This is a genomic window from Lysinibacillus sp. FSL K6-0102 (assembly GCF_038003545.1).
Classification (GTDB): domain Bacteria; phylum Bacillota; class Bacilli; order Bacillales_A; family Planococcaceae; genus Lysinibacillus; species Lysinibacillus capsici.
Genome location: NZ_JBBOPH010000001.1, coordinates 1,942,012 through 1,968,873, shown reverse-complemented (window position 1 = coordinate 1,968,873; position 26,862 = coordinate 1,942,012). Strand labels below are relative to the sequence as shown.

Annotated in this window: 27 protein-coding genes; 8 read left to right on the top strand and 19 right to left on the bottom strand. The window is 39.3% G+C overall.

Annotated elements, in window-relative coordinates:
* Positions 1 to 246: 246 nt before the first annotated feature.
* The 4 genes from NYE73_RS09740 to NYE73_RS09725 all read right to left on the bottom strand — a co-directional run bounded on the left by NYE73_RS09740 (position 247) and on the right by NYE73_RS09725 (position 3,815).
* Entirely contained in the window at positions 247 to 1,041 is a 795-nt protein-coding gene (locus NYE73_RS09740; RefSeq protein ID WP_259948739.1) for a M55 family metallopeptidase, read from the bottom strand.
* Positions 1,038 to 1,769: a M15 family metallopeptidase gene (locus NYE73_RS09735; protein WP_233732580.1), complete on the bottom strand. Its 732-nt coding sequence runs from the start codon at positions 1,767 to 1,769 to the stop codon at positions 1,038 to 1,040. Before NYE73_RS09735 ends, NYE73_RS09740 begins: the two co-directional genes overlap by 4 nt.
* A gap of 287 nt (positions 1,770 to 2,056) precedes the next feature.
* Positions 2,057 to 3,115, bottom strand: coding sequence for a DmpA family aminopeptidase (locus tag NYE73_RS09730; protein ID WP_259948733.1), 1,059 nt, complete (start codon positions 3,113 to 3,115; stop codon positions 2,057 to 2,059).
* 1 nt (position 3,116) lies between these two features.
* Positions 3,117 to 3,815 (bottom strand): aspartate/glutamate racemase family protein, encoded by a 699-nt coding sequence (locus NYE73_RS09725; protein ID WP_054550854.1) that lies wholly within the window; start codon positions 3,813 to 3,815, stop codon positions 3,117 to 3,119.
* A gap of 226 nt (positions 3,816 to 4,041) precedes the next feature.
* Between NYE73_RS09725 and NYE73_RS09720 the strand changes: the two genes are divergently transcribed.
* Positions 4,042 to 5,439, top strand: a complete 1,398-nt coding sequence (locus NYE73_RS09720; protein ID WP_259948729.1) for an alanine/glycine:cation symporter family protein — start codon at positions 4,042 to 4,044, stop codon at positions 5,437 to 5,439.
* Positions 5,440 to 5,579: 140 nt separating this feature from the next.
* On the opposite strand, the gene NYE73_RS09715 is transcribed toward NYE73_RS09720, so the two are convergent.
* The 3 genes from NYE73_RS09715 to NYE73_RS09705 all read right to left on the bottom strand — a co-directional run bounded on the left by NYE73_RS09715 (position 5,580) and on the right by NYE73_RS09705 (position 10,369).
* A complete protein-coding gene (locus NYE73_RS09715; protein ID WP_048390218.1) occupies positions 5,580 to 7,541 on the bottom strand; it encodes a methyl-accepting chemotaxis protein in 1,962 nt (653 codons plus the stop codon).
* 174 nt (positions 7,542 to 7,715) lie between these two features.
* Positions 7,716 to 9,395, bottom strand: coding sequence for a methyl-accepting chemotaxis protein (locus NYE73_RS09710; protein ID WP_259948726.1), 1,680 nt, complete (start codon positions 9,393 to 9,395; stop codon positions 7,716 to 7,718).
* Between the two features lie 155 nt (positions 9,396 to 9,550).
* Complete coding sequence (locus NYE73_RS09705; RefSeq protein WP_259948724.1) at positions 9,551 to 10,369, bottom strand: hypothetical protein; 819 nt, start codon at positions 10,367 to 10,369, stop codon at positions 9,551 to 9,553.
* Positions 10,370 to 10,470: 101 nt separating this feature from the next.
* Here NYE73_RS09705 and NYE73_RS09700 point away from each other — a divergent pair, with 101 nt between their 5' ends.
* Positions 10,471 to 11,037, top strand: a complete 567-nt coding sequence (locus tag NYE73_RS09700; RefSeq protein WP_004229454.1) for a hypothetical protein — start codon at positions 10,471 to 10,473, stop codon at positions 11,035 to 11,037.
* Positions 11,038 to 11,067: 30 nt separating this feature from the next.
* Here NYE73_RS09700 and NYE73_RS09695 read toward each other — a convergent pair whose 3' ends face one another.
* From NYE73_RS09695 to NYE73_RS09665, 7 genes are all read right to left on the bottom strand, one after another.
* Positions 11,068 to 11,604 carry a DUF1572 family protein gene (locus NYE73_RS09695; RefSeq protein ID WP_016992030.1) on the bottom strand — a complete coding sequence of 179 codons (537 nt, stop codon included), beginning with the start codon at positions 11,602 to 11,604 and terminating at the stop codon, positions 11,068 to 11,070.
* 63 nt (positions 11,605 to 11,667) lie between these two features.
* Positions 11,668 to 12,549: a hypothetical protein gene (locus NYE73_RS09690; RefSeq protein WP_259948720.1), complete on the bottom strand. Its 882-nt coding sequence runs from the start codon at positions 12,547 to 12,549 to the stop codon at positions 11,668 to 11,670.
* Entirely contained in the window at positions 12,542 to 13,057 is a 516-nt protein-coding gene (locus NYE73_RS09685) for an RNA polymerase sigma factor (protein ID WP_081011064.1), read from the bottom strand. Before NYE73_RS09685 ends, NYE73_RS09690 begins: the two co-directional genes overlap by 8 nt.
* Before the next feature lie 115 nt (positions 13,058 to 13,172).
* The gene (locus tag NYE73_RS09680; protein WP_054550847.1) at positions 13,173 to 13,781 is read right to left on the bottom strand and encodes an SCO family protein; all 609 of its coding nucleotides are present in this window, start codon (positions 13,779 to 13,781) and stop codon (positions 13,173 to 13,175) included.
* A gap of 104 nt (positions 13,782 to 13,885) precedes the next feature.
* Positions 13,886 to 14,008, bottom strand: coding sequence for a YvrJ family protein (locus NYE73_RS09675; RefSeq protein ID WP_004229459.1), 123 nt, complete (start codon positions 14,006 to 14,008; stop codon positions 13,886 to 13,888).
* Between the two features lie 65 nt (positions 14,009 to 14,073).
* Positions 14,074 to 14,298 (bottom strand): DUF2922 domain-containing protein, encoded by a 225-nt coding sequence (locus tag NYE73_RS09670; RefSeq protein WP_131519811.1) that lies wholly within the window; start codon positions 14,296 to 14,298, stop codon positions 14,074 to 14,076.
* A gap of 14 nt (positions 14,299 to 14,312) precedes the next feature.
* The gene (locus tag NYE73_RS09665) at positions 14,313 to 14,528 is read right to left on the bottom strand and encodes a DUF1659 domain-containing protein (RefSeq protein WP_004229465.1); all 216 of its coding nucleotides are present in this window, start codon (positions 14,526 to 14,528) and stop codon (positions 14,313 to 14,315) included.
* 121 nt (positions 14,529 to 14,649) lie between these two features.
* Here NYE73_RS09665 and NYE73_RS09660 point away from each other — a divergent pair, with 121 nt between their 5' ends.
* Positions 14,650 to 15,078, top strand: coding sequence for a DUF2621 domain-containing protein (locus tag NYE73_RS09660; RefSeq protein WP_004229468.1), 429 nt, complete (start codon positions 14,650 to 14,652; stop codon positions 15,076 to 15,078).
* A 797-nt stretch (positions 15,079 to 15,875) separates the two neighbouring features.
* Here NYE73_RS09660 and NYE73_RS09655 read toward each other — a convergent pair.
* The 3 genes from NYE73_RS09655 to NYE73_RS09645 are packed head-to-tail and all read right to left on the bottom strand — an operon-like array spanning position 15,876 to position 17,527.
* The gene (locus tag NYE73_RS09655; protein WP_004229470.1) at positions 15,876 to 16,370 is read right to left on the bottom strand and encodes a CcdC family protein; all 495 of its coding nucleotides are present in this window, start codon (positions 16,368 to 16,370) and stop codon (positions 15,876 to 15,878) included.
* Positions 16,371 to 16,395: 25 nt separating this feature from the next.
* Positions 16,396 to 16,782: a response regulator gene (locus tag NYE73_RS09650; protein ID WP_004229473.1), complete on the bottom strand. Its 387-nt coding sequence runs from the start codon at positions 16,780 to 16,782 to the stop codon at positions 16,396 to 16,398.
* Between the two features lie 34 nt (positions 16,783 to 16,816).
* Positions 16,817 to 17,527 (bottom strand): cytochrome c biogenesis CcdA family protein, encoded by a 711-nt coding sequence (locus NYE73_RS09645; protein ID WP_016995208.1) that lies wholly within the window; start codon positions 17,525 to 17,527, stop codon positions 16,817 to 16,819.
* Positions 17,528 to 18,030: 503 nt separating this feature from the next.
* On the opposite strand from NYE73_RS09645, the gene NYE73_RS09640 reads away from it, so the two are divergent.
* The 4 genes from NYE73_RS09640 (at position 18,031) to NYE73_RS09625 (ending at position 21,779) form a co-directional block, all read left to right on the top strand.
* Positions 18,031 to 18,762: a FadR/GntR family transcriptional regulator gene (locus NYE73_RS09640; protein ID WP_131519810.1), complete on the top strand. Its 732-nt coding sequence runs from the start codon at positions 18,031 to 18,033 to the stop codon at positions 18,760 to 18,762.
* A 141-nt stretch (positions 18,763 to 18,903) separates the two neighbouring features.
* On the top strand, positions 18,904 to 19,620 hold the full coding sequence (locus tag NYE73_RS09635; protein ID WP_115673934.1) for a (Fe-S)-binding protein: 717 nt from the start codon (positions 18,904 to 18,906) through the stop codon (positions 19,618 to 19,620).
* A gap of 15 nt (positions 19,621 to 19,635) precedes the next feature.
* Positions 19,636 to 21,063, top strand: a complete 1,428-nt coding sequence (locus NYE73_RS09630; protein ID WP_066038256.1) for a LutB/LldF family L-lactate oxidation iron-sulfur protein — start codon at positions 19,636 to 19,638, stop codon at positions 21,061 to 21,063.
* The gene (locus NYE73_RS09625; RefSeq protein ID WP_066038257.1) at positions 21,063 to 21,779 is read left to right on the top strand and encodes a LutC/YkgG family protein; all 717 of its coding nucleotides are present in this window, start codon (positions 21,063 to 21,065) and stop codon (positions 21,777 to 21,779) included. The genes NYE73_RS09630 and NYE73_RS09625 overlap by 1 nt, the downstream gene beginning before the upstream one ends.
* Before the next feature lie 423 nt (positions 21,780 to 22,202).
* Here the strand turns inward: NYE73_RS09625 and NYE73_RS09620 are convergent, their stop codons facing one another.
* Positions 22,203 to 23,498 (bottom strand): MFS transporter, encoded by a 1,296-nt coding sequence (locus NYE73_RS09620; RefSeq protein WP_259948713.1) that lies wholly within the window; start codon positions 23,496 to 23,498, stop codon positions 22,203 to 22,205.
* 121 nt (positions 23,499 to 23,619) lie between these two features.
* Here NYE73_RS09620 and NYE73_RS09615 point away from each other — a divergent pair, with 121 nt between their 5' ends.
* Positions 23,620 to 24,873, top strand: a complete 1,254-nt coding sequence (locus NYE73_RS09615; protein ID WP_259948710.1) for a helix-turn-helix domain-containing protein — start codon at positions 23,620 to 23,622, stop codon at positions 24,871 to 24,873.
* A 40-nt stretch (positions 24,874 to 24,913) separates the two neighbouring features.
* On the opposite strand, the gene NYE73_RS09610 is transcribed toward NYE73_RS09615, so the two are convergent.
* Positions 24,914 to 26,818 (bottom strand): endonuclease MutS2, encoded by a 1,905-nt coding sequence (locus tag NYE73_RS09610; protein WP_259948709.1) that lies wholly within the window; start codon positions 26,816 to 26,818, stop codon positions 24,914 to 24,916.
* Between the last annotated feature and the right edge of the window lie 44 nt (positions 26,819 to 26,862).

Here is a 26,862-nt window from a genome sequence, read left to right as displayed (position 1 = left end):
TCTTCAATAGGATCATTCAAACATAAGCTAGGTCTGTCTAAATCGACCATCTATCGATGAAATGAACAACGGTACATACTCATTGTCACAGTTATGAGATTAAATTGTCGGTTCTATCAACTATCAAACCACTCAGACAGCGTGTCCCACTGCTTTTTGAGCGGGTCCACCACTTTTTTGATCACTTCTCACCTTTCATGAATTAGAATCCTCACTTGATATAAAAGCTCCCCCTAAACCTTTCCATCATGTTAAAAATTGCAGGACACGCAGCACCTCATAAAAATCATGGGTCATGAACTCCACGGTATTATGCGGTTTGAATTTGGCATTTGGATAAAATGAATTACGATAGGCTCGTGTATGATCACGATAAATAAGCTCTACCCTAAAGTGTTCTGGCAACGTTACCTGTAATGCGGTACGAGGAACCTTCATAGAAGACTCTACCAGTCGCTTGGTTTCCATGATAGTTAGTTGTGGACTGATACTAATCGTCGCATTGCCGATTCCTTCCTTAGTAGCAAATGTGACAATGTGTTCGTTTACGGATTGAATCTCTTCTGTCAACCCCACATCCCCACTCACAAAGGACACAGGAACACCGTGTAAGGCTGCTGCATAGGTATTGATCAGAAATTCACTCGCATATTCGCCATTGATTTTGACATCCGCGTATGTGCAAAGTGTATGGGCTAGTGGGTTACGCTCACTGCCACCCTTGCTGTGATAGCCGATAAAAATAGCACGATCGAAGCTTTTATCGAGACCCGCTACCATACACATAGGGTCGTATGTCCAGCCACGGATAACTTTACAGTTGATTGGTAAATTGGAAATGTCTAGATTGCGGGCTGAATCATGTGCGTCCTTTACTAAAATTTCGGTTGCGCCCCCCGCTATCGCTCCTTCAATGGCAGCTTCTACTTCACGTGTCATTTGTCTTTGGAAAAACTGATAGTCAGGTGCGTTTAACTCGGTCTCACTCCACGAAGTTGTACCTGTAATCCCTTCAATATCTGCACTAATATAAACTTTCATAGAAATCGAAACTCCTTTACATGGTGATTTTGAATTGTTGCGTGTACTGCTCCGTAATGCGCTGCCTGTGCTTGAACACGTCTAGCCCATGCCACATTGCCATAATCATAATGCCACCATTCCTCCGCATAGTTCGTAAATCCAGCAAGTGTCATACAGTTATACAGCAAACGTCGGTACTGACAGGCAAGCGGATTTTCATGCGTATGTTGTTCAAAATAACGGGTCGCGGATTTTTCATTCATTTCATCAAACGCTGTCCCAAGATCGAGGGCTTTACCATGAACATCAGCCAGTGTTACATCGATGGCACCCCCTGTTAAATGGGGGGCTAAATGGGCTGCATCTTTACTTGGAAATGCTACATATTTTTTGGTCGCCTGCACAATCTCTTGTGATGTTAACTGCGGCATCCTTTTTGCTAATTGCTGAGAAAAATGGCTAAACAAATGCTGCTGTACTTGAAATGGACGATAGCCATCATAAAGTAATAAGCAATACTCTTGAGGTAATAATGTTAACACCTGTTGCAAATGCTCATAGACTCCTTCTCTTACATGTATAACTCGTAAACTATTAGAAATCTGTTGCTGATAGTAGATGGGTTCCATAAATATCCTAGGATGAGCACCTGTAAGCTGGATAAGCGGCTCATTGTTTTCACAGACAACTGGTGATGGCGAGGGGCTTCCATTTAGAGAGGGTGCTATCGGTTGAAAAAGGTTCATAATAACAGAACCCTCCTTTAAATAGTTAGATAATTCAGTTTTTTAAGTTGAATGTTATCATATCTCTCTACCATTGACTAGATAAAAAAAGAATAATTACAAAATAATGGATATATTCTTACAATGATACATATTCCAGCAATTGACGGGTCGAAAAACCACTTATATCCTCTAATTAAGGATTTTATTCATCTTATAGCTCGCTCATGCTAAAAAATTAACGAAACCTGTTTGGTGGCCTAAAAAAAGCCATTGAAACACAATTGCTGTTTCAATAGCCTTTTCTTTTATGCCTGTTGAAAGGAGTAAGCTTGTACTGTATGTCCATTGCGGCCAGTTGTTGTCTTAGCTTGGGATAATGAATTTAGTATCGCTTCCTCTGTCGCTTCCGCTGCGGCTGTAAACAGTTGATTCATGATGGGATGATCCTCACGAAGCTGAGTTCTAGTCTCAATAAGCTGATCAGCGGTATGAGGAATACAATGTGCCGTCGTGAAGCCAATCACAATATCGCCACTACCATGTGAAAAATGACTGCCTGTCCGTCCCAAACCGATACCACAGCGTTTAATGACACGTGTTAATTGTCGATTACTTAGCGGGGCATCTGTCGCAAGGACAATGATAATGGAGCCATCTGTTGGTGATAGAGTAGATTGGTTTTGCATAGTTGAGACTTTGTAATGCTCAGCTAAAAACTCCCTGTCTTGACCAAAGTTACTAAGAACTAGGCAGCCTACTGTATAGTTCACTTTATTTGATTCTACTTTGACGATGCGAGAGGAAGAACCAATTCCTCCTTTGTAGCCGAAACACATCATCCCTTTTCCTGCACCAACAGCGCCTTCCTGTGCCGTCTTTGTAGAGGCTTGACGAATGGCTTCTATGGCATGCGCAGGTGTCACTGGACAAGCTCGAATCGAATTAAGATAACTATCATTACACTCGCCCACAACGAGATTAATGGTTCCTGTTGTCAGTCCAATGTCTTCATTCCTATCAAGCATATAGCTTAATGTACCTTGTGTCACAGCGGGTACGCCAAAAGTATTGGTTAACATAATGGGCGATTCCAGTACACCTAGTTCATTCACTTGCACAAGTCCCGTTGTTTTCCCAAAGCCATTTAGTACATAGCTTGCCGCTGTTACCTTTTGCTGAAATACATTGCCTCCATGCGGTAAAATAGCTGTAACGCCTGTACACGCATAGGCCCCATTCTGATCTAATGGCTCATCCAATGTCACATGCCCCACTTGAACTCCTTCTACATCGGTGATGCAGTTTTTCTGACCAACTGGTAACACACCAATTTCAATGCCCAATTGTCTTACTTTTCCCTGCATATTATGCATCCTCCTGAATCGCCATTAACACAGCAGCCTGTGCATGGATAGCCGTTGTATCAAACACGGGAATGCTGACATCCTCCTGCTGAATCAGTAAGCCGATTTCCGTACAGCCCAAAATTACCCCTTGCGCCCCTGCATGTACAAGCTCCTCGATCACTTGGCTATAGTACCTTTTAGATGCTGGTACAATGGTACCAAGACACAATTCATCGTAAATAATTCGGTTTACTTCCATTCGGTCGTTGCTGTCAGGCACGATCACCTCTATGCCAAAGCTTTCTACCCTTGCCTTATAAAACGCTTGCTCCATCGTGTACTTTGTGCCAAGAAGCGCTATTTTCTGTAGCCCCGCTTCTTTGATTTGCTTAGCTGTGGCATCCGCAATATGTAAAATAGGAATGGTTATAGCAGGCTCGATAACATCAATGACCTTATGCATTGTATTGGTACAAATGATGACTAGGTCTGCACCTGCCCGCTCCAGTGCTTGTGCAGCTTGAGCTAGCACCTCACCTGCTTTGTCCCACTCACCGTTAGCTTGAAAATGCTCAATTTGCTGGAAATCTACACTAAACAAAATACATTTCGCAGAGTGTAAGCCCCCTAGTCTATGTTTAACCTGTTCATTGATAAGTCTGTAATATTCAGCAGATGACTCCCAGCTCATCCCACCAATTAAGCCGATTGTTTTCATGTCTACACCACTCCTTTTTTTCTATTATTATACGCCTCTCTCACACAAAAATAAGAAAATTTTCCAAAAATAATATACAAGGATTGGAAAATAGTAGATAAAATGTGTTTTCTCAATTAATAAATTATAAATATCAAAATTTTAGTATAATTCATTATTTTAGAAAAGTTGATTTTTAATAAAAAAACAGTGTAGACTAAAGCGTATTGTGAAAGGAGGACAACTTATGGAATGGATCTCAACAATAGTTGACAGTGGAAATAATATTTTATGGACATATATCCTCATTATCTTACTTTTAGCAGCAGGACTATATTTTTCATTCGGTACGAAGTTTGTACAAATTCGTCTTTTTCCTGAAATGTTTCGTTTAATTGTAGAAAAAAGAGAGGGCGATTCGGGGGTTTCTCCGTTCCAAGCCTTTACCATTAGTGCTGCTTCACGTGTCGGCACAGGAAATATTACAGGGGTAGCCTTAGCCATTGGTGTAGGCGGTCCTGGTGCAGTATTTTGGATGTGGATAATCGCGATTTTAGGGATGGCCACTGCCTTCATTGAAAGTACCTTAGCACAGATCTATAAAGTGAAGGATGGCGATACATTCCGTGGTGGGCCCGCCTACTATATGGAGAAAGCATTAGGTCAGCGAAAGCTTGGCATTATTTTTAGTATTCTATTAACATTAAGCTTTGGCTTTATTTTTAATGCTGTGCAATCCAACACAATTGCCACTTCAGTCGGCGAAGCCTTCGATGTAAATCCAAAGATTATCGGGGCTATACTTGTCATTTTAACTGGATTAATTATTTTTGGTGGTGTCCATCGAATTGTAAAGGTGACACAAGTTCTTGTTCCAGTTATGGCCATCTTCTATTTACTTGTAGCTCTTTTTGTAGTGGTGACTAATTTATCGGAAATCCCACATGTTTTTTCATTAATTTTCACTCATGCATTTGGCCTACAGGAAGCTGCTGGTGGCGCAATTGGGGCAGCAATCATGCAGGGCGTACGTCGCGGTTTATTTTCCAATGAAGCAGGGATGGGAAGTGTACCGAATGCTGCTGCGACTGCTAATACTTCGCATCCTGCTAAACAAGGACTTGTACAAAGCTTAGGTGTCTTTTTTGATACGATTATGATTTGTACAGCCACTGCCTTTATCATTATTTTAGCGGGCTTATATGATAAAGGTGAGAGTGATGGTATTATTTTGACGCAAAATTCTTTAGCTGTTCATGTTGGTGATTGGGCTCCTTATTTTATTGCCATCTCCATCATTTTCTTCGCTTTTAGTTCGATTATTGGTAATTATTATTATGGTGAATCCAATATTGAATTTATGGATGCCCATAAAGCTTGGATGTTTTGCTATCGAATTTTAGTGTTAGTTATGGTCATGTTCGGCTCCATCGCACAGGTACAGCTTGTATGGAATCTCGCTGACCTCTTTATGGGGCTGATGGCGCTTATCAATATCGCCATCATTATGATGCTCGGTAAAATTGCCTTCCTCGTGCTAGACGACTTTACTGAGCAACGTAGAGCAGGAAAAAATCCTGTCTTCTATGCAAAATCAATCCCAACCTTAAAAAATACAGACTGTTGGGAAGAAGAAGATCGATAAAATACTGAACGCCACTTCTAAAATTAGAGTGGCGTTTTTTCGATATTTAAATAAATGGTAATTTTATAAAAAACGGTTACTTTGCTCTACTAGTAATCAACACTTAACGCCACCCCAAAATTTTGGAGTGGCGTTGTGCTTTAATATTTAAACTGACTAATCAGTAGCTTTAATTCATCCGCCATATGTGCGAGTGCTTGCGCAGAGGCATTGATTTCCTCCATTGAGGCTAATTGTTCCTCTGTTGATGCCGCTACATCCTCAGACGCCGCTGCATTGCCTTTCGCGGAGAATGCCAAATCTTCTGTTACTGCCGCTACCTCTTGAACACCTGCAGACATCTGTTCAGAGGCTGAGGAGACCTCCTCCATTTTAGGGGTAATCTCATTCATACTTGTCATAATGACTTGGAATTTTGCAATGGCTTCATCGGAAATATGCAATCCACTTTGCACATCCTCTGTAACCTTCGCCATAATACTGACAGATTGCTCCGTTTCTTGCTGAATCCCTCGGATAAGCTCAAATATTTGTTTAGCTGATTCCTGTGATTGCTCTGCAAGCTTACGCACTTCGTCTGCCACGACTGCAAAGCCTTTCCCATGCTCTCCTGCTCTCGCTGCTTCGATAGCTGCATTTAAAGCTAGTAAATTTGTTTGATCTGCAATGCTTGTAATCACATCTAAAATGGATGTAATTTGCTGAGAGCGTTCATGCAATGTCTGGATTTTCGCATTGGAGTCTGCTACGGATAAATGAATGGATTGCATTTGATTTTTTGTATTTTGAACAGCTTGTCCGCCTTCATCCGCCTGTAATGTCGCATGCTGTGAAAGGTCCGTCACAGCGGAGGAGATTTCAGCAATATGCAGAATGGCAGTAGAAAGCTCATGTAAAGAAGCTGCATTTTTATTGGCACTAATCGTTTGAGAATCAGCACTTGTTGCAACATCCTGAATGGAAATCGCCACTTTTTCTGTTGCAATGCTTGTCTGATTGGCATTGGCAGTTAGCTCTTCTGCTGAAGAAGCAACCTCCTCTGCATTTTGTTCAATTTTTTGTATTAGTGTCCGTAAGCTTTCTTGCATATCATTAAAGGCTTGTCCTAATTGGCCAATCTCATCTTTTGACGTAATCGTTACCATTTCCGTGAGATCCCCTTTGCTGATCGTAACCGCACTATCCTTTAAGGCTTTAATTGGTTTAATGACAGCCCTCATTACAAAATAAAAAATGATGGAACTGATGATAATTGCTGCTATGAGGACTAGAATCGTATGGTATAAAATCGAGGAAGCAGACTCATCAATTTCTTCAGCAAAAATCGTTCCTGTTATTTTCCAATTTGTCAGTTCATTTGTCGTATAGAATAATAGACGATCATCACCATTAAAGACATATTCATACGTACCTGATGGACTTTCGTACATTTTATCAAGGAAACTTTCTTTCAGTTCTCCTCCCGCTTCAAGTGTAGGATGTGAAATGACCATCTTGTCTTCTCCAAAAATTGAAGGATACCCATTTTTTCCGATTCGAATTGAATCAGCAATTTTTTGAAGATCGGTTAATTTAATATCGATTGCCACAACTCCAGCATGATCCTTCGTCTGCTTAGCAACTGTTACCACCATATCACCCGTCCCCGCATCCTTGTAAGGGTTGGTGATTAAGGTTTCACCTTTTAAAGCTGTCGCCTCTTTATACCAATCTCGATCTAATGGATTATAGTCTGCACCATTCAATTTTGGCTCCTGTGTAAATCGACCGTCATTCATGCCAATATAAACACTCAATACATCTGCATTAAGCTTTGTATATTGCTGAAATTTAGCCACAATCGAAGCTTGTGCTTCTTCATATTGACGCGCATCTATTTCACTACTAAATACATTGATGTCACTCATTTTCTCACTAATTGTTTTGTCAATGAGCTTATTTAAAATGCCTACACTTTCATTGGCACTAAATAAAATTTCTTCTTCAATCGAGTCTTTTGCAGATAAATAAGACAAACTCCCAACAGATATGACAGGGATAAGTAATACTAGCGCGAATAGCGTATAAAGCTTGCCCTTAAAACTGCTAAATAGTTTCTTCATATATCAATCTCCTTTTGATTTTTTCTAAACCTCTCCCTCTCTTTATCTGCTTAACATTTCTCCCAAAGCTTTTATCGGACGAAAAAAATTTTTTCTAACATTTTTACGATTTTCATATTATTCAGGCTTTACCGACAAATAAAACCCCTGTAACTAGACAGGGGTCAATTGAATTTAGTATTTAAACGATTGAATGGATTCTTGCAGGTCTATTGCCATCTTTGCTAGATGGGTAGAGGCTGCTGCTACCTCCTCCATAGCTGCATTTTGTTCCTCTGAAGAGGCTGCAACACTTTGCACATGATGGCTTGATTTTATCGACACTTCACTCATATAGTCCATTTCCTGCACTAACTTTTCAATATCTTGATGAATTGCTTGAATGGCTGCCGTTACTAGCTCGGTCTGTGCTTGTACATCATTAATGGCATCATCAATTTGTATAAAGTTATCCCTTGCCACATTAACCTTTTCACGACCTACATGGACAGAATCATTACTATTAACCATATCTTCCTCGATAATCCTCGTGCTATCTGTAATTTGGGCCACTACTTTTTCAATATCGACTGCAGCAAGATTTGACTCATCTGCTAGCTTGCGGACTTCCTCTGCTACTACCGCAAAGCCTTTCCCATGCTCCCCGCTCCTTGCGGCTTCAATAGAGGCATTGATTGCTAGTAAATTGGTCTGTGTCGCTATACTCTTAATGACATTTACTGCTGATACAATCGCCGCTGTATTGTCATCTAAATCTTGTACACGTGTATTTAGCTCACTTGTGTTAGTAGAGATTTCATTCATTTGCGCTGTAACATCATGTACCGAAGAACGACCTGTTTGTGCCATATTTTTCGTGTTGACTGTTGCTTGATTCACGCTTTGTATGCTTGTAGAAATATCATTCATTTTCTTCAAGATATGGGCAGATAAATTTCGTACATCACTTGTTAATGTATCCTGCTGATCAATCCCTTGTGCAATATCATGAATAGATTCTGTTACCACCTCTGTCGCCTGTGTAACCTCCATGCTACTTGCTGTTAGCTGTTCGGATGTTGCGGCAACTTGCTCAGAGGAGTTTCCGACTTGTTTCATCATCAGTCGAAGCTTTTCTGACATACTATTGAAGGAATCAGCTAAGTGTGCAAACTCATCCTTGGTTTTAAATTGTAAATGCGTATGCAAATTCCCTTCCGAAAACTTATCCATTTCAACTACTGTTTGTTGAATATTTTTTGCGATTCGTCTACCAAATAGTGTTGCAATGATAATGCTTATAAGTAGAGAAATAGCCACTAGAATCATAATTTCCAGGCCACTTCTTTCTCCTTTTTGCTTGGTAGCCTCAATATGAGCCTGCATATCTTCTTGCTGAGCTGTTGCCATCGTTTTTCCAAAGACAACCAATTTCTGAGAGCCCTCACCTAAAATCGGTAAAGCCATTTGTTGTGCCTGCTGATGTTCCCCTCGCTGATAAAGAGGCACAATCTGCCCATCTATAGCCTTTTCCCAGTCGTCAAGCTGCGATAAAAATTGATCAAAATCTTGATTACTATCGCCTACTTCTTGAAGTCGATTAATCGACGTATGTAAGGTATTTCGGATTTCATGATGATTGTTGAGCATTTCTTCCTTGCCATATAACATATACCCACGAATAGCCGCATTCGCTCGTACGGTTTGGAACGAGATATCTTGATATAAATGGATTAATTCCGTATTGTCTTCGATTTCTGCTAATGTCTGATTATTATTATTCAAGTAGTACATAGCAATCCCTGATATAAGCAGTAAAAAGATGAGGACAATACCAAAAGCAAATTGCAATTTCCGTTCCACAGTTAGTCTCATATGATTCCCTCTATTCTTCTATAATCCACTTGAGTATAGCCTACCTAAACCTATTAGCCTATAAAATCTATGCTCCTCCTCCTAAACTATCGCTAAAATTTAACAATAATGAGAATTTCGCATCTAATCTATTGACAATAATATCCACTATTTTACTAGTTGAAATAGGAAGTAATCATTTGGAAACCATAGAGATAACACCAAAAGAGCGGAAGATGTAGGAGCATTTTCAGAAAATGACCTCTTTTTTCTAAAAACTCTCGAATGCCTGAAGTCAGCATCATCGCACTCAGTAATAGTAAGCTATGTTGAGCCCCATAAATCTGCATAGAGAATGTGATGACCAAGGGCAGGATGGCTGGATAAATAGAATCTGCTAGTGATCTTTTTTCCCTCGTATTGGAGGGAATGCTTTCTTTCTCTGTGGATTTAGCGGCTATTAGTTTCTTTACAAGCATATAGACAAGACCAAAAAATAAAATTGTATAAACAATAAATAATAGCCACGACATTTTGCTTTTCTCATTTAACAAATGAAAATAATCCTCAGCTTCTTGTGCTTGCAGTACATAATACAATCCTGTTTTTTGATCCATTAGGAAGAATCGTTCATCCTCGACTATTACTTTCAAGGCCGTTTCCTTGCCATTATGGAAGCGTATGTATAAATCACTTACTGCTTCATGGTCTGCTGGTCGACTGCTAAGGTCCTTTTTAGTTTGTAAAACTTGCTGAAGGCGATCTGTATCTTTCACCTCATAGCGGTCGACGTAGAATACTTGCTTTAATGGATATAAATATTGCTCTTTGCCATTACTTCCAGACAAATACCAAGCCTCTTTAATTGATTGAATGGGAGTATGCAGCGGCACTAGCTCCTCCCGCTGCCTTTCATTGTAAATGAAGAGTAGTAGTGTGCTTATACTTAGGACAATGCCCAGAATAAGTGTATGAATATAACCACTCTTGTACACTTTATAACCTCCTTTACCACTTTACATTTATAGTAATTATTGTCATATACGATTTACTACTCTAATAAGTTTCAGCTATACTTAAATAGAGGTGATGATGTATGAGTAGACCAGAATTATACGTACATTTAGTAGTTGGTCCTGACTGTGATTTTGAATCCATGGCCATTCGAGCAGCACTGGAATCTTTTGGTGCAGGAGTGACACTCGATTTAATTGGCAGACCAAATGATTTAATTGATATTTTATCTGGAAATGATCTTCCTCACAAAATGGATTATTTGCTATTAAACTTTCACGGCGATGAGGGGCGATTTTGTCTGCCTGAGCTAGGAGAAGAGGTATATGAAGAAAATGAACCAAGGAGTATCTATTTTGACCCTCAAGATGTCTTAACCTATTGTCAGCTACAGGGTGTCAAGGTCATTGCGGCAGGCTGTACATTAGGCTGGCAGCAGCTAGCGACAGCCTTTTTAGAGAGTGGCTGTCATTCCTACCTAGCTCCTGATGATTATATTGAGGGTAATGCTAATCTCATGTTTCTAATTCACTTTTTCTATGAGATAATCACAAATCATAGAAGTCAGCAGGAGGCATTTGAACTCGCTCAAGCGACCGACCTAGAAACAGCCTTATACAAGCTCTATTTAGCAGAAAAAAGATCGTAGCACCTACTACTTGGCTACGATCTTTCTTCTTTAGCGTTGATGTTTATCTAGCATGGCTTCAGTAAAAGCTTGTGACTGTCCTTTAGGAATACTGAGTGTTTGCCAATCAGAGCCCTTTACCAATTTGGCGATATAAATGATTTGACCGACGTGCTGTGCATAGTGTGCCATTTGTCTTTCAATAGCATCAATGACTGCTAGCCGCTCCCCTCTAATCGTGACATGTCCCTGTAAATCGGATTCTGTTAAACTCGCCAAGGCCTCTAAAAACACTTGCCACCCCTTGTCCCAAGCTGAGATGATTGCTTCTTTGGTGTGAAGACTATCCTCAAACTCATCATCTCGATTTCTCGTTGGCTTTTCTCCATCTGTCGTTAAAAAATCTGTCCAGCGGGAAACCATATTTCCACTTATATGCTTTACAATCACTGCAATACTATTGGATTCTTCATTGTATGCCCAGTGCAATTGTGCCTCTTCCATTTGGGCAAGTGTTTTATCCCCTAGCTCTTTCACACTTTGAAATCTTTTCTGAACAACTTGTAAATAGGTTTGTGCAATTGTCATAGTCGAACCTCCATCCCCTCTTTTCTATCATTCTATTATAGCTCAATTGAAATGTCTCATGACTTATTCGCCAAGAATAAAATCTTTTGCAAGGATCGCCATTTTTTCTTGAACCTCCTGTGGTTCTCCATCAAGTTGATACCCGATATGATAAACATAGCCGTTATAGTAAGAATAAAACTCATTGGCTCTAGTAGTCATTTGAAAGATTCGCTTATCCGTCTCATCATAATTATAATAAGTATATACATAACCTCGTTCTGGTGACATCTCCCGATAAAACAGGGGATTCATAAAATTTAAGCCTATATTCGAAACTTTCATCCCTAAAGTTTCTTCCATATTTTTCGACTTCACATAGCTCGCTAAGGGATTATACTTTACATTTGTCACGGTAAAATTAATAAATTGTAAATCCACCCCAGTGGAGGATTTTTCTTTATAGCTAAATTGAAATTGTGTTTGTTGGCTACCATCCTCCATTTTTGCTGAAATTGCATAGACCTCATGTATATTTGGTTGAAATGGTAAATTTTCAGGATCAGTGAGATGAACGACATCCTCCAGTGATGTTGCTACTGATTGCATCGCCTCTAAACCTTGAAGTGGTGCATAATATTGGATATGTTTTGCCTGACTTAAATAATTAGCAAGTGGAAGAAAATTACTGTATGCTGTGGCTTTTCCCTCCACTTCTGTTTGAAATAAATCCGTGAATGTAGGTGTTACCCCTTCATCCTGTGTCGCCAGCTCATCCATCGGTTTTGCGGCTTGCCAGGCAATAAATAGTAAAATAGAGCAGGTAATCATTATCGTAACGGCACGATATGTCCATCTTGGCTTGGGCATAACAGGCTCTTGCTGAATTTGTTGTCGAACCTTATGAATAATGGCTTCCTTATGTGCTGAAACATCTTGTAGTACCTGCATTGTATGCTTATCCATGGAAAAGCACCTCCCATTCAATATGTTGTAACTCTATTTTTAATAGCTCCTTTCCTTTCTTTAAACGTGATTTCACAGTACCTTCAGGAATCGCAAGTAGCTCCGCAATCTCTTTAATCGTCATCTCCTCCAAGTAAAAATAGACAATTGCTTCTCGTGGTTTGAGAGGTAAGCTTAAAATGGCATCATCTAACAGTGCTTGTTCATCTTGACGAATCAGTGTGTCCGGCAATGTTGATTTTTGTTTGGTAAAAAATTTATGCTGAAATGTTATTTTTCTGTATGCCCAGCTTTTTAAATAATCTTTGCATTTATTGATTGTCATGCGGGCTAAGTATGCCTTCATCTCTCCTCGTTCCTCATATTGTTTTTGATGATAGAACTTAATAAACACATCCTGTACAATATCCTCGGCTATTTGTAAATCCTTTGTATAGTAATAAGCAATTCGAAACAATTGCTCCGTATGTATAGCCATTAACTGCTCGAAATTTTCATGATCAGACACGCCATCATCCTCCTTCTACACTATAAACGACTCACAACCAGAAAAAGATTATTTTTCCAGATAGAAAAATACATAAAAAAACCGCCTCAACCATTTGAGACGGTTTACTGTTACTTTATAAATTTTCATCAATATATGTTTCGATATCAGAAGCTATCGTATCAATCGGTACATCTTCAATGTTTTCAGCATAACCATTATACATTTTGACGAGGACACCATCTTTATCGACTAAGAAAAATTGATTGCCATGAATGACTTGGTCACTGTTAGGGTCGTTTTTCACTAAAATCTTTGTATTTTTCACCGCAAATTGTTCGATATATTTCTGTGAATACCCTGTAAGAAGGTTCCATTTAGATTCATCTGGAACATTGTATTTACTAAGATAATCCGCTAACACATCTGGTTGATCAACATCTGGATCTACTGAAAAGGCAACGATGTTATAGTCCTCTACTCCTTTTTTCTGAAGCTTTTCTTGGACTTGTGCCATGTTTAATGACATGGGCGGGCAGATGGACACACAGTTTGTGAAAATATACATACCAATCCAAGGCTTACCTTTTAAGCTTTCAAGCGAAACCGTTTCACCACGTTGATTAACATGTTCAAAATCGGGTATTTCTAGACTATAATCTGCTTTAAATTTTGAGTTTCCACATGCGCCTAGCACAGATGCACAGGCTAACAGCAGCACTAGCCCTATTAATTTACGTTTCATGTCAACACTCTCCCTAACCTACACTATCCCCATCCTAACGTAGGTTGTAAGCGTTGACAAGAACTTCTAAGTGACAGCTTTCGTACATCTTTGTGAAATCCATTTCATTTTAATGAAACGAGTGCAGCATGAATCGCATCAAGCTTTACTTCGACGCGGTGTAATAAATAAAATGACACTAAAATCGGAAAACCGATATCGGATATCATGTTCAACCACTGTTCCATCCTTCTCCTCCTCTCTCACGTTAAAAATGGTCTTTGCACTTCTCGTAGCAAAGACCATTTTTGAATTATTCTGTTACTACTTCAAATTCTGTGACTTGACGATCTACAATACGAGCTCCCTTGATGGCTGACAGTGCACCACCTTGCCCGGTAAAAACATTTTTAGCCATAATCGTTGTCATTGCCTGCTGAATGTCAGTCACCGTGATATTCGGCTTCGGTGCATCAATCGAAAGGGTTGTCGTTTTCCCATCAGTTGTGGCAAATTGCAATTCTAGAACTTGTGTCATTCTGTGGTCCCTCCTTAAGATAAATCGTGTGTTTCCTGTTTCGCAATGCCAGCCAGTGATTGTGATGAAAGACTAGCAATAGCATAAGCAACAGCTAACAAATCGTCCGCGCTATGTGTGTTGTTAATATTTCGATACGATTTCGTGGTGAACGTAGGCTCATTGTTCTCATCATAGCCATCCACATACTTGAGACGCAGTGTAGCATTTACAAAGTTAACATTAGCCATGTAGCATCACCTCCTTTCTGCACACTATATAAAGGCGAATTGCTAAAAAAGGGACATTAAGGATGAATTTTTTTTCGGAAGCTTTTATAATAGAGTGAGAGAAGGCAAAGAGGTGAACGATTTGTTACAAGGTTGGTTTTTATGGTTTATTTTATTTTGGGTTGTCGTCCTCATTTCATTGATGGCTATTGGCGGATTCTTCATGTTCCGCAAATTTTTAAAGGCACTCCCAAAGCAGGATGGAAAATCAGATTTAGATTGGCAAGAATATTATTTAGATAAAACCGTTCACTTGTGGGGACAAGCTGAAAAAGAATTACTCTATGAACTCGTAAGCCCCGTCCCTGAGCTTTTTAGACAAGTGGCGAAGGAAAAAATTGCAGGAAAAATTGGCGAGCTCGCATTAGAAGAAAAAGCAGCTGCTATTAACAATGACCTCATTATTCGCGGCTATATCCAAGCAACACCAAAACGCGATCACAAATTTTTACGCAAAAAATTAGAGCAAATGCAAATTGACATCTCCCCCTATGAACATCTATTCGAATGAGTAAACGCTGCACAAATCTTTGTGCAGCGTTTTTACTTAACTATGGGATTATTGTCCTAAGAAGCTATCCTGCACTTTCCTAGCTTTATCCTCTTTAGTTGGACCTCTAACCGCGCTTTGCTGCTCTATCCTCTACTTTTGAGATTCTATCTGCTACTTTTAAGATGCTATCCTGCACTTTCCTAGCTTTATCCTCTTTAGTTGGACCTCTAACCGCGCATTACTGCTCTATCCTCTACTTTTGAGTTTTTATCCGCCACTTTTATGAGGCTATCCTGCACTTTTCTAGCTTTATCCTCTTTAGTTGGACTTCTAACCGCGCTTTGCTGCTCTATCCTCTACTTTTGAATTTTTATCCGCCACTTTTATGAAGCTATCTTGCACTTTGCTAGCTTTATCCTCTTCATTTGGACTTCTAACCGCGCTTTGCTGCTCTATCCTCTACTTTTGGGATTCTATCCGCCACTTTTATGAGGCTATCCTGCACTTTGCTAGCTTTTTCCTCTTTAGTTGGACTTCTAACCGCGCTTTGCTGCTCTATCCGCTACTTTTATGAAGCTATCCTCCACTTTGCTAGCTTTATCCTCTTCATTTGGACCTCTAGCCGCGCATTGCTGCTCTATCCTCTACTTTTGGGATTCTATCCGCCACTTTTATGAGGCTATCCTGCACTTTGCAAGCTTTATCCTCTTTTTTTGGACTTCTATCCGCGCTTTGCTGCTTTATCCGTCACTTTTATAAGGCTATCCAGTTCCTCCAGCGCTTAAATGCATAAAAAAACTACACTAGCTTCAGCACTAGTGTAGTTTTGGAATTGTTTTTTTGACGCGTTTAAACTGGATTAGCATTGCGATACGCCATGGTACTAACATGGCAAAGGCTAATATCCAGAACATACCTGCTAATTCACCGACATCGATGGAGCTACTTAAAATCATTTTCGCCACCACTCGGAATATTAACAATCCGATTAATATAAAAGCGAATGCTTTTGAACGTTTTAAATAAATATCTCGACCCTTTACTTCAAATTTAGAAGTAGCAATTAATATTGTCGAGAATACCATTCCTACAGCTGCCGCCTCTAAGATTTGCATCGGTGGTACACGGAATTGCTCGAATAAAAACATCAGTGCACCTGAGGACATCGCTATTGGTGGAATAATAATTTTCTTCTCATTTGTCGGCATTTTGGAAGCTCTCATTCGTATGACCATCACAAAGCTCCCCATAAGAATGGCCATAATGGTCGACCCTATAACATAATAGTGAGAAGGGATGCTGCTTAACATAAAAAAATCCTCCTCTAATGTCTAATTAACAATTTTGTCCAAGTAATTGATCAGCAACAGCCTTTAATCGTTCTGGCTCGAAAGGCTTTGTAATAAAATCCTTTGCCCCACTCTCAATCGCTTCTACGATTAATTTTTGCTGCCCTAATGCTGTTACCATAATGATTTTTGCATCTGGAAATTCTGGGATGATTTTTTTTACGGCTGCAATACCTGTCATAACGGGCATCGTTACATCCATTGTGACTAAATCTGGTTGTAACTCACGATACATCGCCACAGCTTCCTTACCATTTACTGCCTTACCGACTACCTCATAGCCCCATTCTGTAAACATATTACTGATTGCAACACGCATAAATAGCGTATCATCTACTACTAAAACTGTAGGCACATGTTCATCTCCCTCCACGTTAAAGTTCGGTATGCCTCTTTAGTTTAACAAATTAAAACCCTGTAAATCCACCGAAAATAGGCTGTAAAACGCGTGTAATATACGTTAAGCCATCAAAGAATAATAAAATCCCAACGGCAATCATGATGTAACCGCCGATTTTTACAATTTTCTGGCTGTGTGTACGAATCCAAGTCATTCGTGAAATGAAGAAAGATAGCACGAAGAATGGAATGGCGAATCCTAAATAATACGCAAACATATAGCTAAAGCCCGCACCTGGGTTTGTACTTGCTAACATGATAATCGATGCAAGGATTGGTCCTGTACATGGTGTCCAGCCTGCCGCAAAGGCAATACCAATTAAGACAGACCCAAAATAGCCAGATGGTCTATTTTTAAATTGGAACTTTCGATCCTTCATTAAGAAGTCTATCTGCAATAATCCCACAATCATTAAACCGAATACGACGATTAAAATAGCCCCAACCTGTCGTAATAATGTTTGATAATTTAGGAAGAATTCTGCTGCATATGAAGCACTTAGTCCAATAATGATAAAGATAATGGAAAAGCCTAGTAAAAAGAATAGTGTGTGGAAAATGGCACGTTTTTGTAGCATACCTTTTTCTGATTTTAGCTCATCTAATGTCATACCCGTTATGTACGATAAAAATGCTGGATATAGTGGAAGAGTACATGGTGAAATAAAACTTAAGAACCCTGCACCAAAAGCTAAAAATACGTTAATATCAGATCCCATATTTTTTATTCGCTCCTTACAGTTACTGCATCCATCGTACCAAAAAACAAAATAAAAAGCGCCCTTCTAGTTTGTGAACGTTTCATGGCAAAATGATGAGATTTTTGAGAAGTCCCACCAAGCTACTTCTGCATTATGCGCTCCTGTTGATTTTCTGTCAACAAAATCCGCCAATCTTCCCCCTTATTCAAAAAGAGTATAGCTAATTTTTCTACCTTTTTCTTGACAGTGTCGATTACTTGTCATTAATGTTGAAAGAAGCTTCTGTTTTTCATAGACACTATCACGCCCATGTTATAGTAAGAAACTATTTATTTTACACTCATCTTTTAAATCATCTGGATATACAGTCATCAGATGACCTTATTATATGTTTCATTATTATTTCTTTAAATTTCGACAGTCCTCTACTCTACACAAAGTGTTCATGGTAAACCATGAGTAAATGACTTATTTTCATGTATAATGATGATAGCAAATGAGCGAAAAAAGAGGTGTAGCCCTTGGAATTAAGAAAGATTAGACCAAAAAAGATCTATGAAGAAGTATCCGAAATCTTGCATGAAAAAATAAGAGCTGGTGTCCTAAAGCCAGGTGATCGGCTTGACTCAGTTGAGCAGCTTGCCGAGCAATTACAAGTGAGTCGTTCCGCTGTACGGGAGGCATTATCTGCATTAAAAGCAATGGGATTGATTGAAATCAAACAAGGCTCTGGAACGTTTGTCAAAAGTGTGCCAGCCCATCAGCTTGACTTTCCTTTATCCACCGCTATGTTAACGAATAGACAGGATATTGCTCATTTACTAGAAGTGCGCAAAATTATTGAAGTGGGAGCAGCAGGACGTGCAGCCCTCCAACGTACAGATCAGGATATTCAGGCAATGGTACAAATTTTAGAGGATATGAAGCAGGCACATGGTGATGGCGAGCTTGGTGAAAAAGCAGATTATCAATTTCATGCAGCAATTTCCAATGCCTCTCAAAATCCCCTACTCACTACAATTTTAGATCAAATTTCTGGTTTAATGATCGAAACGATGAAAGAGACACGGCGAATTTGGTTGTATTCACAAAAAACAACGAGCGAACAATTATATGATGAACATATGCAGATTTTCCTCGCGATTAAACAGCAAAACGAAGAGCTAGCCAAACATGCAATGGCATCTCATTTAAGCAACGTTGAAAAAGTGCTATTACAATATTTCGAAACAACAGAATCCAATTCACACTAAACACTATCTAGTACAAGCTAGGTAGTTTTTCTTTTCTGAAAATTCATAAAAAAAACGTTTTCACTTTTTCAAATTTGTTGTAAGATTAAATTATCGAAAAGTCATCTGATGACCAGTTGTTTATAAAAGGAGCGATGAAATATGAAAGTCACACTATTCGCCACTTGCTTAGTGGATATGTTTCAAGGGGATGTGGGAAAAGCAGTTGTTGAAGTATTAGAAAGACTTGGCTGTGACATCGACTTTCCAGAGGATCAAATTTGCTGTGGACAGCCTGCTTACAATAGCGGCTATGTCGAAGAATCGAAAAATGCGATGAAAAAAATGATCACAGCCTTTGAGCATGCTGAATATGTAGTCTCTCCCTCTGGTTCCTGCGCTTATATGTTGAAGGAATATCCAGAAGTTTTTAAAGGAGACCCCATATGGGAGCCAAAAGCGCAAGCATTAGCAGCTAAAACCTATGAATTCACAGAGTTTATTGTCAACGTATTAAAGATAGAAGATGTAGGAGCGTATCTAGAAGGTAAAGCTACTTATCATACGTCATGCCATATGACAAGATTACTTGGTGTAACAGAGGCACCCTTCCAATTATTAAAGAACGTCAAGGGCTTGCATTATGTGGATCTCCCTGGTAAGGATCGATGCTGCGGATTTGGTGGCACATTTTCAGTTAAAATGGGCAATATTTCTGGAGAAATGGTCAATGAAAAAGTACTGAATGTGGAAGAAACAGGCGCTGACATTTTGATAGGAGCTGACGCAGGCTGCTTATTGAATATCGGTGGTCGCATTCAACGTCAGGGTAAGCCAATTAAAGTGATGCATATTGCAGAAGTGTTAAATTGCCGATAAAAGGGGGAAATAAACATGGCCATGAAAACAAGTGATGATCGGTTTCAACAACGTGTCACGAAAGAGCTAGATAATCAGTTTATGCGTCGTGCGGTTTCGAGTGCCCAAGAACGTTTTCAAACACGTCGCCTTCAACAAGCAGAGGAATTAGGACATTGGGAAGAATGGCGTTCTCATGGAGAGGAAATTCGCAAGCATGTTTTAGCAAATCTTGATTATTACCTTTATCAATTAAGTGAAAATGTTGCCAAACGAGGTGGGCATGTGTTCTTTGCGCAAACTGCACAGGAAGCAACCGACTATATTCAAAGCATTGCTAAAAAGAAAAATGCAGCAAAAATTGTGAAATCCAAATCAATGGTAACAGAAGAAATTAACTTAAATACGGCTTTAGAAGCGCTTGGTTGTGAAGTGATTGAGACAGACCTAGGTGAATATATTTTGCAGGTGGCAGATCACGAGCCCCCTTCGCATATTGTGGCGCCAGCCTTGCATAAAAATAAGGAGCAAATTCGAGATGTTTTTAAGGAAAAACAAGGCTACAGTCAAACAGAAAAGCCAGAGGAACTTGCCCTTTATGTACGTGAAAAATTAAGACAGGAATATTTAACAGCCGATATTGGTATTACAGGCTGTAATTTTGCTATTGCTGAAAGTGGATCGATTACACTCGTTACGAATGAGGGCAATGCTGATTTAGTAACAGCGCTACCAAAAACACAAATCACAGTTATGGGAATGGAAAGAATAGTTCCTACATTTGAAGAAATGGAGGTCCTTGTTAGTTTATTAACAAGAAGTGCTGTCGGTCAAAAGCTAACGAGCTATATTACAACGTTAACAGGCGTAAAGGACGAAGAGGATACGGATGGACCAGAGGAATTTCATTTAGTTATTGTTGATAATGGACGCTCGGCTATTTTAGGTAGTGAATTCCAGCCTATTTTACAATGCATTCGCTGTGCTGCCTGTGTTAATGCTTGCCCTGTCTATCGTCATGTTGGTGGGCATACGTATGGCTCTATCTACTCTGGACCTGTAGGTGTTGTGCTCTCTCCACTTTTAGGAGGCTACGATGATTTTAAAGAACTGCCCTATGCTTCTACATTGTGCGGTGCTTGTACAGATGCATGCCCTGTTAAAATTCCATTACATCAGCTCATTCATCGCCATCGTCAGGTTATTGTTGAAAATGAGGGCAAGGCACCTATCTCTGAAAAGCTTTTAATGAAGGCATTTGGTCTAGGGGCTTCCTCCCCTACCCTTTATAAAATGGCGACAAAAATGGCTGCACCTGCCATGTCTCCATTTATCAAAAACAAGACTATTTCTAATGGTCCAGGCCCATTAAAAGCATGGACTGAGGCAAGGGATTTCCCTGCACCAAGTAAAGACAGCTTTAGAGACTGGATGAAGCATCGTACAAAAGGAGGCGGGCAATAATGACTGGTATGATTCAGCGTCGAGAAACATTTTTAGCAAATATTGCGAAGCAGCTCGGACGTTCGCCTAAGACAGAACTACCACGACCAACTTGGCAGTATCAGCCACAAGATCGTGTGCTCAAAGATGCGACAAAGGATGAATTGGTGGAAATATTAATTAAGCAGTGTGCCAACATCCATACCAATATTGTCATTTCTAATACTGCGACACTTCCAGAGGATTTACAGGACGTTGTTGACAAGTATGGAGGTCAGTCTGTTATTACATGGAAGGATAAACGGTTCCAGGACTACGGATTATCCGCACTTATGAACGAACAATGGCCACAAGCCAATATTCAGCTTTATGAATGGGATTCACAGCAACCTGAGGAAAATATCCGTCAAGCTGAAAAAGCTAATATTGGCGTGACAATTAGTGAAATGACGTTAGCAGAATCGGGAACTGCCGTGCTTTTTAGTAGCAAAGATAGAGGGAGAAGCATTAGCTTTTTACCTGAAAAGTCGATCATTATCATTCCTAAAAGTACAATTGTGCCTCGTATGACACAGGCAGCTCGTTGGATTAGTGAAAAAATCCGTCAGGGTGAAAAAATTGCTTCCTGTATCAACTTTGTTACGGGACCAAGTAACTCAGCCGATATCGAAATGATTCTTATCGTTGGTGTCCATGGCCCTATTCAAGCAACCTATATTGTTATTGATGATCAGTAAAGGCATTTCACCGCATGCCTGTTCTTGTTGTTGAAAAAGATGATGTCAACTGCAGAAAAAGCAACTTTGCAAGGTGAGGGGTTGATTTCCGTTCCGCCAGCGTCCTTTCCAGGGGGCGTCCGATGAGCCGCTTCACTCACTTCCGTTCGCTCCAGGGTCTCCTCTGTGACGCTCAATCCCCTAGGAGTGACGCTGGCTCCACTCCAATCAACCATTCTGCAAAAGGGGCTTTTCCTTATCTTTCATACTAGCTAGCCGTAGTAATCAAATTAGCCTATTAAAAGAAAAAATGTTAGACCAAGATATAATTAGTCTAACATTTTTTTGATTTAGGAAGGCATATTTAACTTCTTAAAGTGAAAAAGCTAATATCCATTTTTATTGTTTTTCAATATAATCGAGTTCTGTCCCAGCCTCGTTATTTTAAGTTGTTGTGTTCGCGACCCCTTCTGGGAGAGCTGCTTTTTCATAATACTCTGGATGTGCCTCTTTTAAAATAGATGAGCGTAGCATCACAAGTGAAATGATAATAATAATGACACTCGTTACTGGTAAAATAATAGTTGCTGGTAATGTATCATATAACATGCCATAGACTACCATACCAATCGGCATCATGGACATCGCCATCGTCTCCATTAGCCCAAAAACACGCCCACGGTACTCTTCCGCAATGATTTTTTGCAAATACACCCCGATGGGCATATTTATCCCCATTTCGAAAATTGCGAAAATAAAGTAAATGATGAGATAGAAGATCACAATAGCTATATAGGAAAAATCAGTAACTAAAGGGATGACTGCTAAGCCAACACTTCCCGCCAATAGTAATAAGCTGATTTTCGAAAAGCGTAAAGGTACCTTTACTTCAGATCTTGTTGCGAAATAAAGGGATGCTAAGAGCATACCTAATGCACCAGACGCTTCAATAAAGCCAAAGTGTGTGGATTCTACTTTTAGCAATTCAATAATGATGTACGTTCCTCCAACAGCGATGGCAGAAAAGAATAGGTTGATCCACAATGCTACCCACATAATGGTCTTAATGACGTTACGTTGCTTGATATAATGAAAACCACTTTTCAGCCCTCCCCACATCTTTTCTTTTTTCGTATCTTCCCCTCTTGTACTATAAAGGTTAAAATCCATTGTTGCCTCTAAACAAAAGGCAATCGCATAGGCCACCATATTCACCATTAAAAATACATCCATATTAAAAAATCCATACATCATACCACCAATGACTGGTCCTCCAATTGCAGCTACGGACATTGACATTTGGTTAAATGACATCGCACGTTGTAATCTCTCTGGATTGACAAGTGTGGCAATTGCTGATGAAAACGTTACACCAGAAAAGGCTGAGCAAATCGTATTAAAAACAGTAGCTATGTATATAGCATAAACGGACATTCCTACTGTTTCTGTATAAAGCAGTAATCCCCCTACTGTCAAAATGGTTCCTGCCTGTGCTATTAATATTGTGCGTTTTTTTGAAAAATTATCTGCGACATAGCCTGCTAAGGGTGCCACAAGTGCGCGTGGTAATACTGAACAAATCATATTGGTAGCGAAGCTCATTGCCGACCCAGTCATCGCTAAAATATACAAGCTAATACCGAATGCCATGACGTTTGCACCTAACATGGCAATCATTTTACTCGCCGTGAACGTCCATAAGTGATAGGTCGCCTTTTTTAATTTTTCCGCTTCATTCATCTAAATCCCTCCATTATTTAACTAAATTAAAAAGTTTAATTATGTTAAACAAAATATACCACAGCTCCCTCTTTTCATGCAAGCAAAAGTTTAATATAATTAAACAAAAGGAGGCGAGGCAGTGGACTCTTTAGGCACACGAATTCGCAAATTAAGGAAAGAACAAAAATTAACATTAGAGGCACTTGCCGGTGATCGTCTAACTAAAGGAATGTTAAGCCAAATAGAAAATGATAAGGCTAAGCCTTCTATGGAAAGCCTTGACTATATTGCTGAACGTTTAGGTGTAAAAGCTAGTGAATTACTGGAAGAAGTAACCCCATCCTCCATACGCCAGCTATTAGAGCAGGTGGAAAGTTTATTTGCAGAAGTAAAACGTGGTGATGCTCATCATCATCAAGAAATTGTCGATTTAATTAAGCCGTCTGTGGAGGGCCTGCCTCAAAGTTATGAAGCTGGCCGTTTATTGTATATTTACGCAGATGCCCAGTATGAAGCTGGATTAACAACATGGGAAGTCCCGCTTCAGCAAGCCCGCACTATTTTTAAGGAAATTAATTTACTCAGCCATTGGTTCAAAACCTTTATCCTCGAGATGGCTATTTTAGCAGCAAAACGTCAATATACATTGGCGTACGATCGTATCTTACAGGCAAAGGAAATTATCGAACAAGAGGACTATCAGCTCGATTCTCGTGATGCCTTATTAATGACTTATTATACAAGTATTTTCCAACTTGCAATTGGTGAGCATGAGGAAGGGAAAAAATTAATTCAAGAGACGATTGCCAATGCTCATAAAAACCAACTGTTCTATCAGATTGATAATATGTACAGAATTGGTGCCTATTGTGCCATGATTGATCGTGATTTTGAACAAACCAATCATATGTTTATGAAACTGGAGCAATATCAGGCATTTGCTGAACGTGTTGAGGTTGATGCTTTTATTTTTGTATTGAAGGCACATTATTGTAATAATTACAGCAATAATTATGAGCAGGCTCTGATTGAAATAGAACGTTTTTATCAGCTTAGACACGATGATTATTTAGACAAGCTAGATCCAAACTTTTACTATGCTGAAAAAGGAAAATCCTTATATTTACTTGGACAATATGAGGAGGCGAAGGCTGCATTCGAACAGTATAAACACAGACCGATCTATATTAATCATCCATATGATATTTTAAGCTTAAATGAATGCTTTTCCTATAAAGCCCTTTGCTATGCACATTTTGGTGAGCTAACAACAGCCTATGAAATTGCAAAAATGGCCTATACAGATTCACTGGATTTAGTGGATTTGCCCTATAAACGAAAAATTGAGGAAGTCTATCGAACGATTAAGGCACAGATTGATTCCATAAATTAATTAATAAAGGGATTGCACGAGGCTGTGCAATCCCTTGTTTTTATTGCTGACGATCACTCTTTATTTGTTTATGGATTTTGCGTAACGCTTTTTTCGACCCACGTTCGATATCGTGCTGAAGCTTCCGATCCTGATAGTCTACAAATAATGTCTCTAAATCATATCCTTCAGGGTATAACTCTGTTGCAGGTAATTCAAGGGCAAGCCGCTTTACATTGACCTCTAGTATTTGCCCCTGATAGAATACGCTGACATTATTGTACGGATTCATTTCTTCATATACCAATCCCACATCATCATAGTCCAATAATTTCACACGATCCCCCTTTGCAAATGTATAAGCTGCTGCCAAGCTTTTTTTCTCTTCTTTAGGCTTTCGAATTTTACTGTCCTGAACGATCGTCAGTTGATATTGTTTATTATTTATATAATCCTTTGCTCTTTGTAAAACAGCTTCGCGGACATTCATTTTTTTAGAAATCCATAAGGCATTGCTTTCTCCAGAGGTGCCGATGAGTAATTGGTACAAAGGCTCTAATGTTTCAGCATGGAAGCGCATTGCCGCATTCATAAAATCAGGATGCATTTCAGAAAATCGTTTAATTTCACCATAATGTGTAGTTGCCACAGTTATACAGCCCATTTGATAAAATTCTTCTAATAGCGCAATGGCTAGTGCAGCTCCTTCATTTGGCTCTGTTCCACTGCCAATTTCATCAAATAGTAAGAGTGTATGATTATTAGCAGCTCTCATAATATCGGAAAGATTTTTCATATGAGAAGAAAACGTACTAAGTGCATTCTCTATACTTTGATTATCGCCAATATCAACAAAGATATGATCAAATACAGCCATTTCCGTTCCTTCGTCCGCTACAATATGGAAGCCCGACATCGTAGCTAATGTTAAAAGGCCAATGGTTTTCAACACAACTGTTTTCCCACCAGCGTTTGGACCTGTAATAATTAAGCTACGGTAGTCTTTCGCGATGGAAAATTGAAGGGGTACCGCATTTCCTGGTAGTAATGGATGCTTACCATTGATTAGTTGAATATAACCGTAATCATTTATACGTGGCTCCCTACCACCAATTTGTCTACTGAACTTCGCTTTGGCAAAAACCATATCGTATTGACTAATCAACTCCATGTTAATGGTGATGGCATGAAGATGTTCCATCAATAGCCCTGATAAAGACGCTAAAATCTGGTATTCCTCCACGGCTTCCTCAGCCTTTAAGGTAGCTAATTCTACATTTAATTTAGCGACAACACTTGGCTCCATAAAAACGGTTGCCCCTTTTGAGGAAATTTCAACGACCGTACCCTGTACATGATTTTTATAGGTCGCCTTAATCGGAATCGTATAGCGATCATCCTTTTGACTAATAAAAAATTCCTGAATATACGGTTTATTAGCACTGTTATTTAAAAATTTCGTTAAACGTTCTTTAATTTTTTCCTCTGTCGTTTCCATATGATGTCGGATGCGTTTTAATTCACGACTAGCAGCCGAATCTACACGATTGGCTTTGATCGCAAAATTAATTTCCTCCTCCACGCTTTTAAATTCAGCCATAGAATGAGCGTAAGAGGAAAGAACAGGCGCAAAAAATGCCTTATCTAACATAAATTTTTTGATATTGCGGCAGCCTCGTAAAAAATCAGAGATACTCACTAGCTCACTGGGATCTAGAAGCATTCCCTTTTCAAGCTTTGTCATAATATGCTCAATATTCGATACCCCTAAAAACGGAACATGCCCCTCTGCATCCAATATTGCACGAGCTTCTGTTGTTTCATTCAACCGATTTTTTACCACTGTTAAGTTTGAGCTTGGCATTAATTTATCTAAAAGCTGTTTTCCTAACCCGCTGACACAATAGGATTTAACGATGTCCTTTAATTCATGATATTGTAATTTTTCAAGTGTAGTATTATTCATTTCTTTTTGCTCCTCATTGTAATGTTTTATCATACATGAAGATA

What these genes read in the sequence shown, in the direction of transcription:
- NYE73_RS09740 (WP_259948739.1), bottom strand. Translation starts at nt 1,041, where the DNA reads ATGAAAGTTTATATTAGTGCAGATATTGAAGGGATTACAGGTACAACT.
- NYE73_RS09735 (WP_233732580.1), bottom strand. Translation starts at nt 1,769, where the DNA reads ATGAACCTTTTTCAACCGATAGCACCCTCTCTAAATGGAAGCCCCTCG.
- NYE73_RS09730 (WP_259948733.1), bottom strand. Translation starts at nt 3,115, where the DNA reads ATGCAGGGAAAAGTAAGACAATTGGGCATTGAAATTGGTGTGTTACCA.
- NYE73_RS09725 (WP_054550854.1), bottom strand. Translation starts at nt 3,815, where the DNA reads ATGAAAACAATCGGCTTAATTGGTGGGATGAGCTGGGAGTCATCTGCT.
- NYE73_RS09720 (WP_259948729.1), top strand. Translation starts at nt 4,042, where the DNA reads ATGGAATGGATCTCAACAATAGTTGACAGTGGAAATAATATTTTATGG.
- NYE73_RS09715 (WP_048390218.1), bottom strand. Translation starts at nt 7,541, where the DNA reads ATGAAGAAACTATTTAGCAGTTTTAAGGGCAAGCTTTATACGCTATTC.
- NYE73_RS09710 (WP_259948726.1), bottom strand. Translation starts at nt 9,395, where the DNA reads ATGAGACTAACTGTGGAACGGAAATTGCAATTTGCTTTTGGTATTGTC.
- NYE73_RS09700 (WP_004229454.1), top strand. Translation starts at nt 10,471, where the DNA reads ATGAGTAGACCAGAATTATACGTACATTTAGTAGTTGGTCCTGACTGT.
- NYE73_RS09695 (WP_016992030.1), bottom strand. Translation starts at nt 11,604, where the DNA reads ATGACAATTGCACAAACCTATTTACAAGTTGTTCAGAAAAGATTTCAA.
- NYE73_RS09690 (WP_259948720.1), bottom strand. Translation starts at nt 12,549, where the DNA reads ATGGATAAGCATACAATGCAGGTACTACAAGATGTTTCAGCACATAAG.
- NYE73_RS09680 (WP_054550847.1), bottom strand. Translation starts at nt 13,781, where the DNA reads ATGAAACGTAAATTAATAGGGCTAGTGCTGCTGTTAGCCTGTGCATCT.
- NYE73_RS09675 (WP_004229459.1), bottom strand. Translation starts at nt 14,008, where the DNA reads ATGGAACAGTGGTTGAACATGATATCCGATATCGGTTTTCCGATTTTA.
- NYE73_RS09670 (WP_131519811.1), bottom strand. Translation starts at nt 14,298, where the DNA reads ATGACACAAGTTCTAGAATTGCAATTTGCCACAACTGATGGGAAAACG.
- NYE73_RS09665 (WP_004229465.1), bottom strand. Translation starts at nt 14,528, where the DNA reads ATGGCTAATGTTAACTTTGTAAATGCTACACTGCGTCTCAAGTATGTG.
- NYE73_RS09655 (WP_004229470.1), bottom strand. Translation starts at nt 16,370, where the DNA reads ATGTTAAGCAGCATCCCTTCTCACTATTATGTTATAGGGTCGACCATT.
- NYE73_RS09645 (WP_016995208.1), bottom strand. Translation starts at nt 17,527, where the DNA reads ATGGGATCTGATATTAACGTATTTTTAGCTTTTGGTGCAGGGTTCTTA.
- NYE73_RS09635 (WP_115673934.1), top strand. Translation starts at nt 18,904, where the DNA reads ATGAAAGTCACACTATTCGCCACTTGCTTAGTGGATATGTTTCAAGGG.
- NYE73_RS09630 (WP_066038256.1), top strand. Translation starts at nt 19,636, where the DNA reads ATGGCCATGAAAACAAGTGATGATCGGTTTCAACAACGTGTCACGAAA.
- NYE73_RS09625 (WP_066038257.1), top strand. Translation starts at nt 21,063, where the DNA reads ATGACTGGTATGATTCAGCGTCGAGAAACATTTTTAGCAAATATTGCG.
- NYE73_RS09620 (WP_259948713.1), bottom strand. Translation starts at nt 23,498, where the DNA reads ATGAATGAAGCGGAAAAATTAAAAAAGGCGACCTATCACTTATGGACG.
- NYE73_RS09610 (WP_259948709.1), bottom strand. Translation starts at nt 26,818, where the DNA reads ATGAATAATACTACACTTGAAAAATTACAATATCATGAATTAAAGGAC.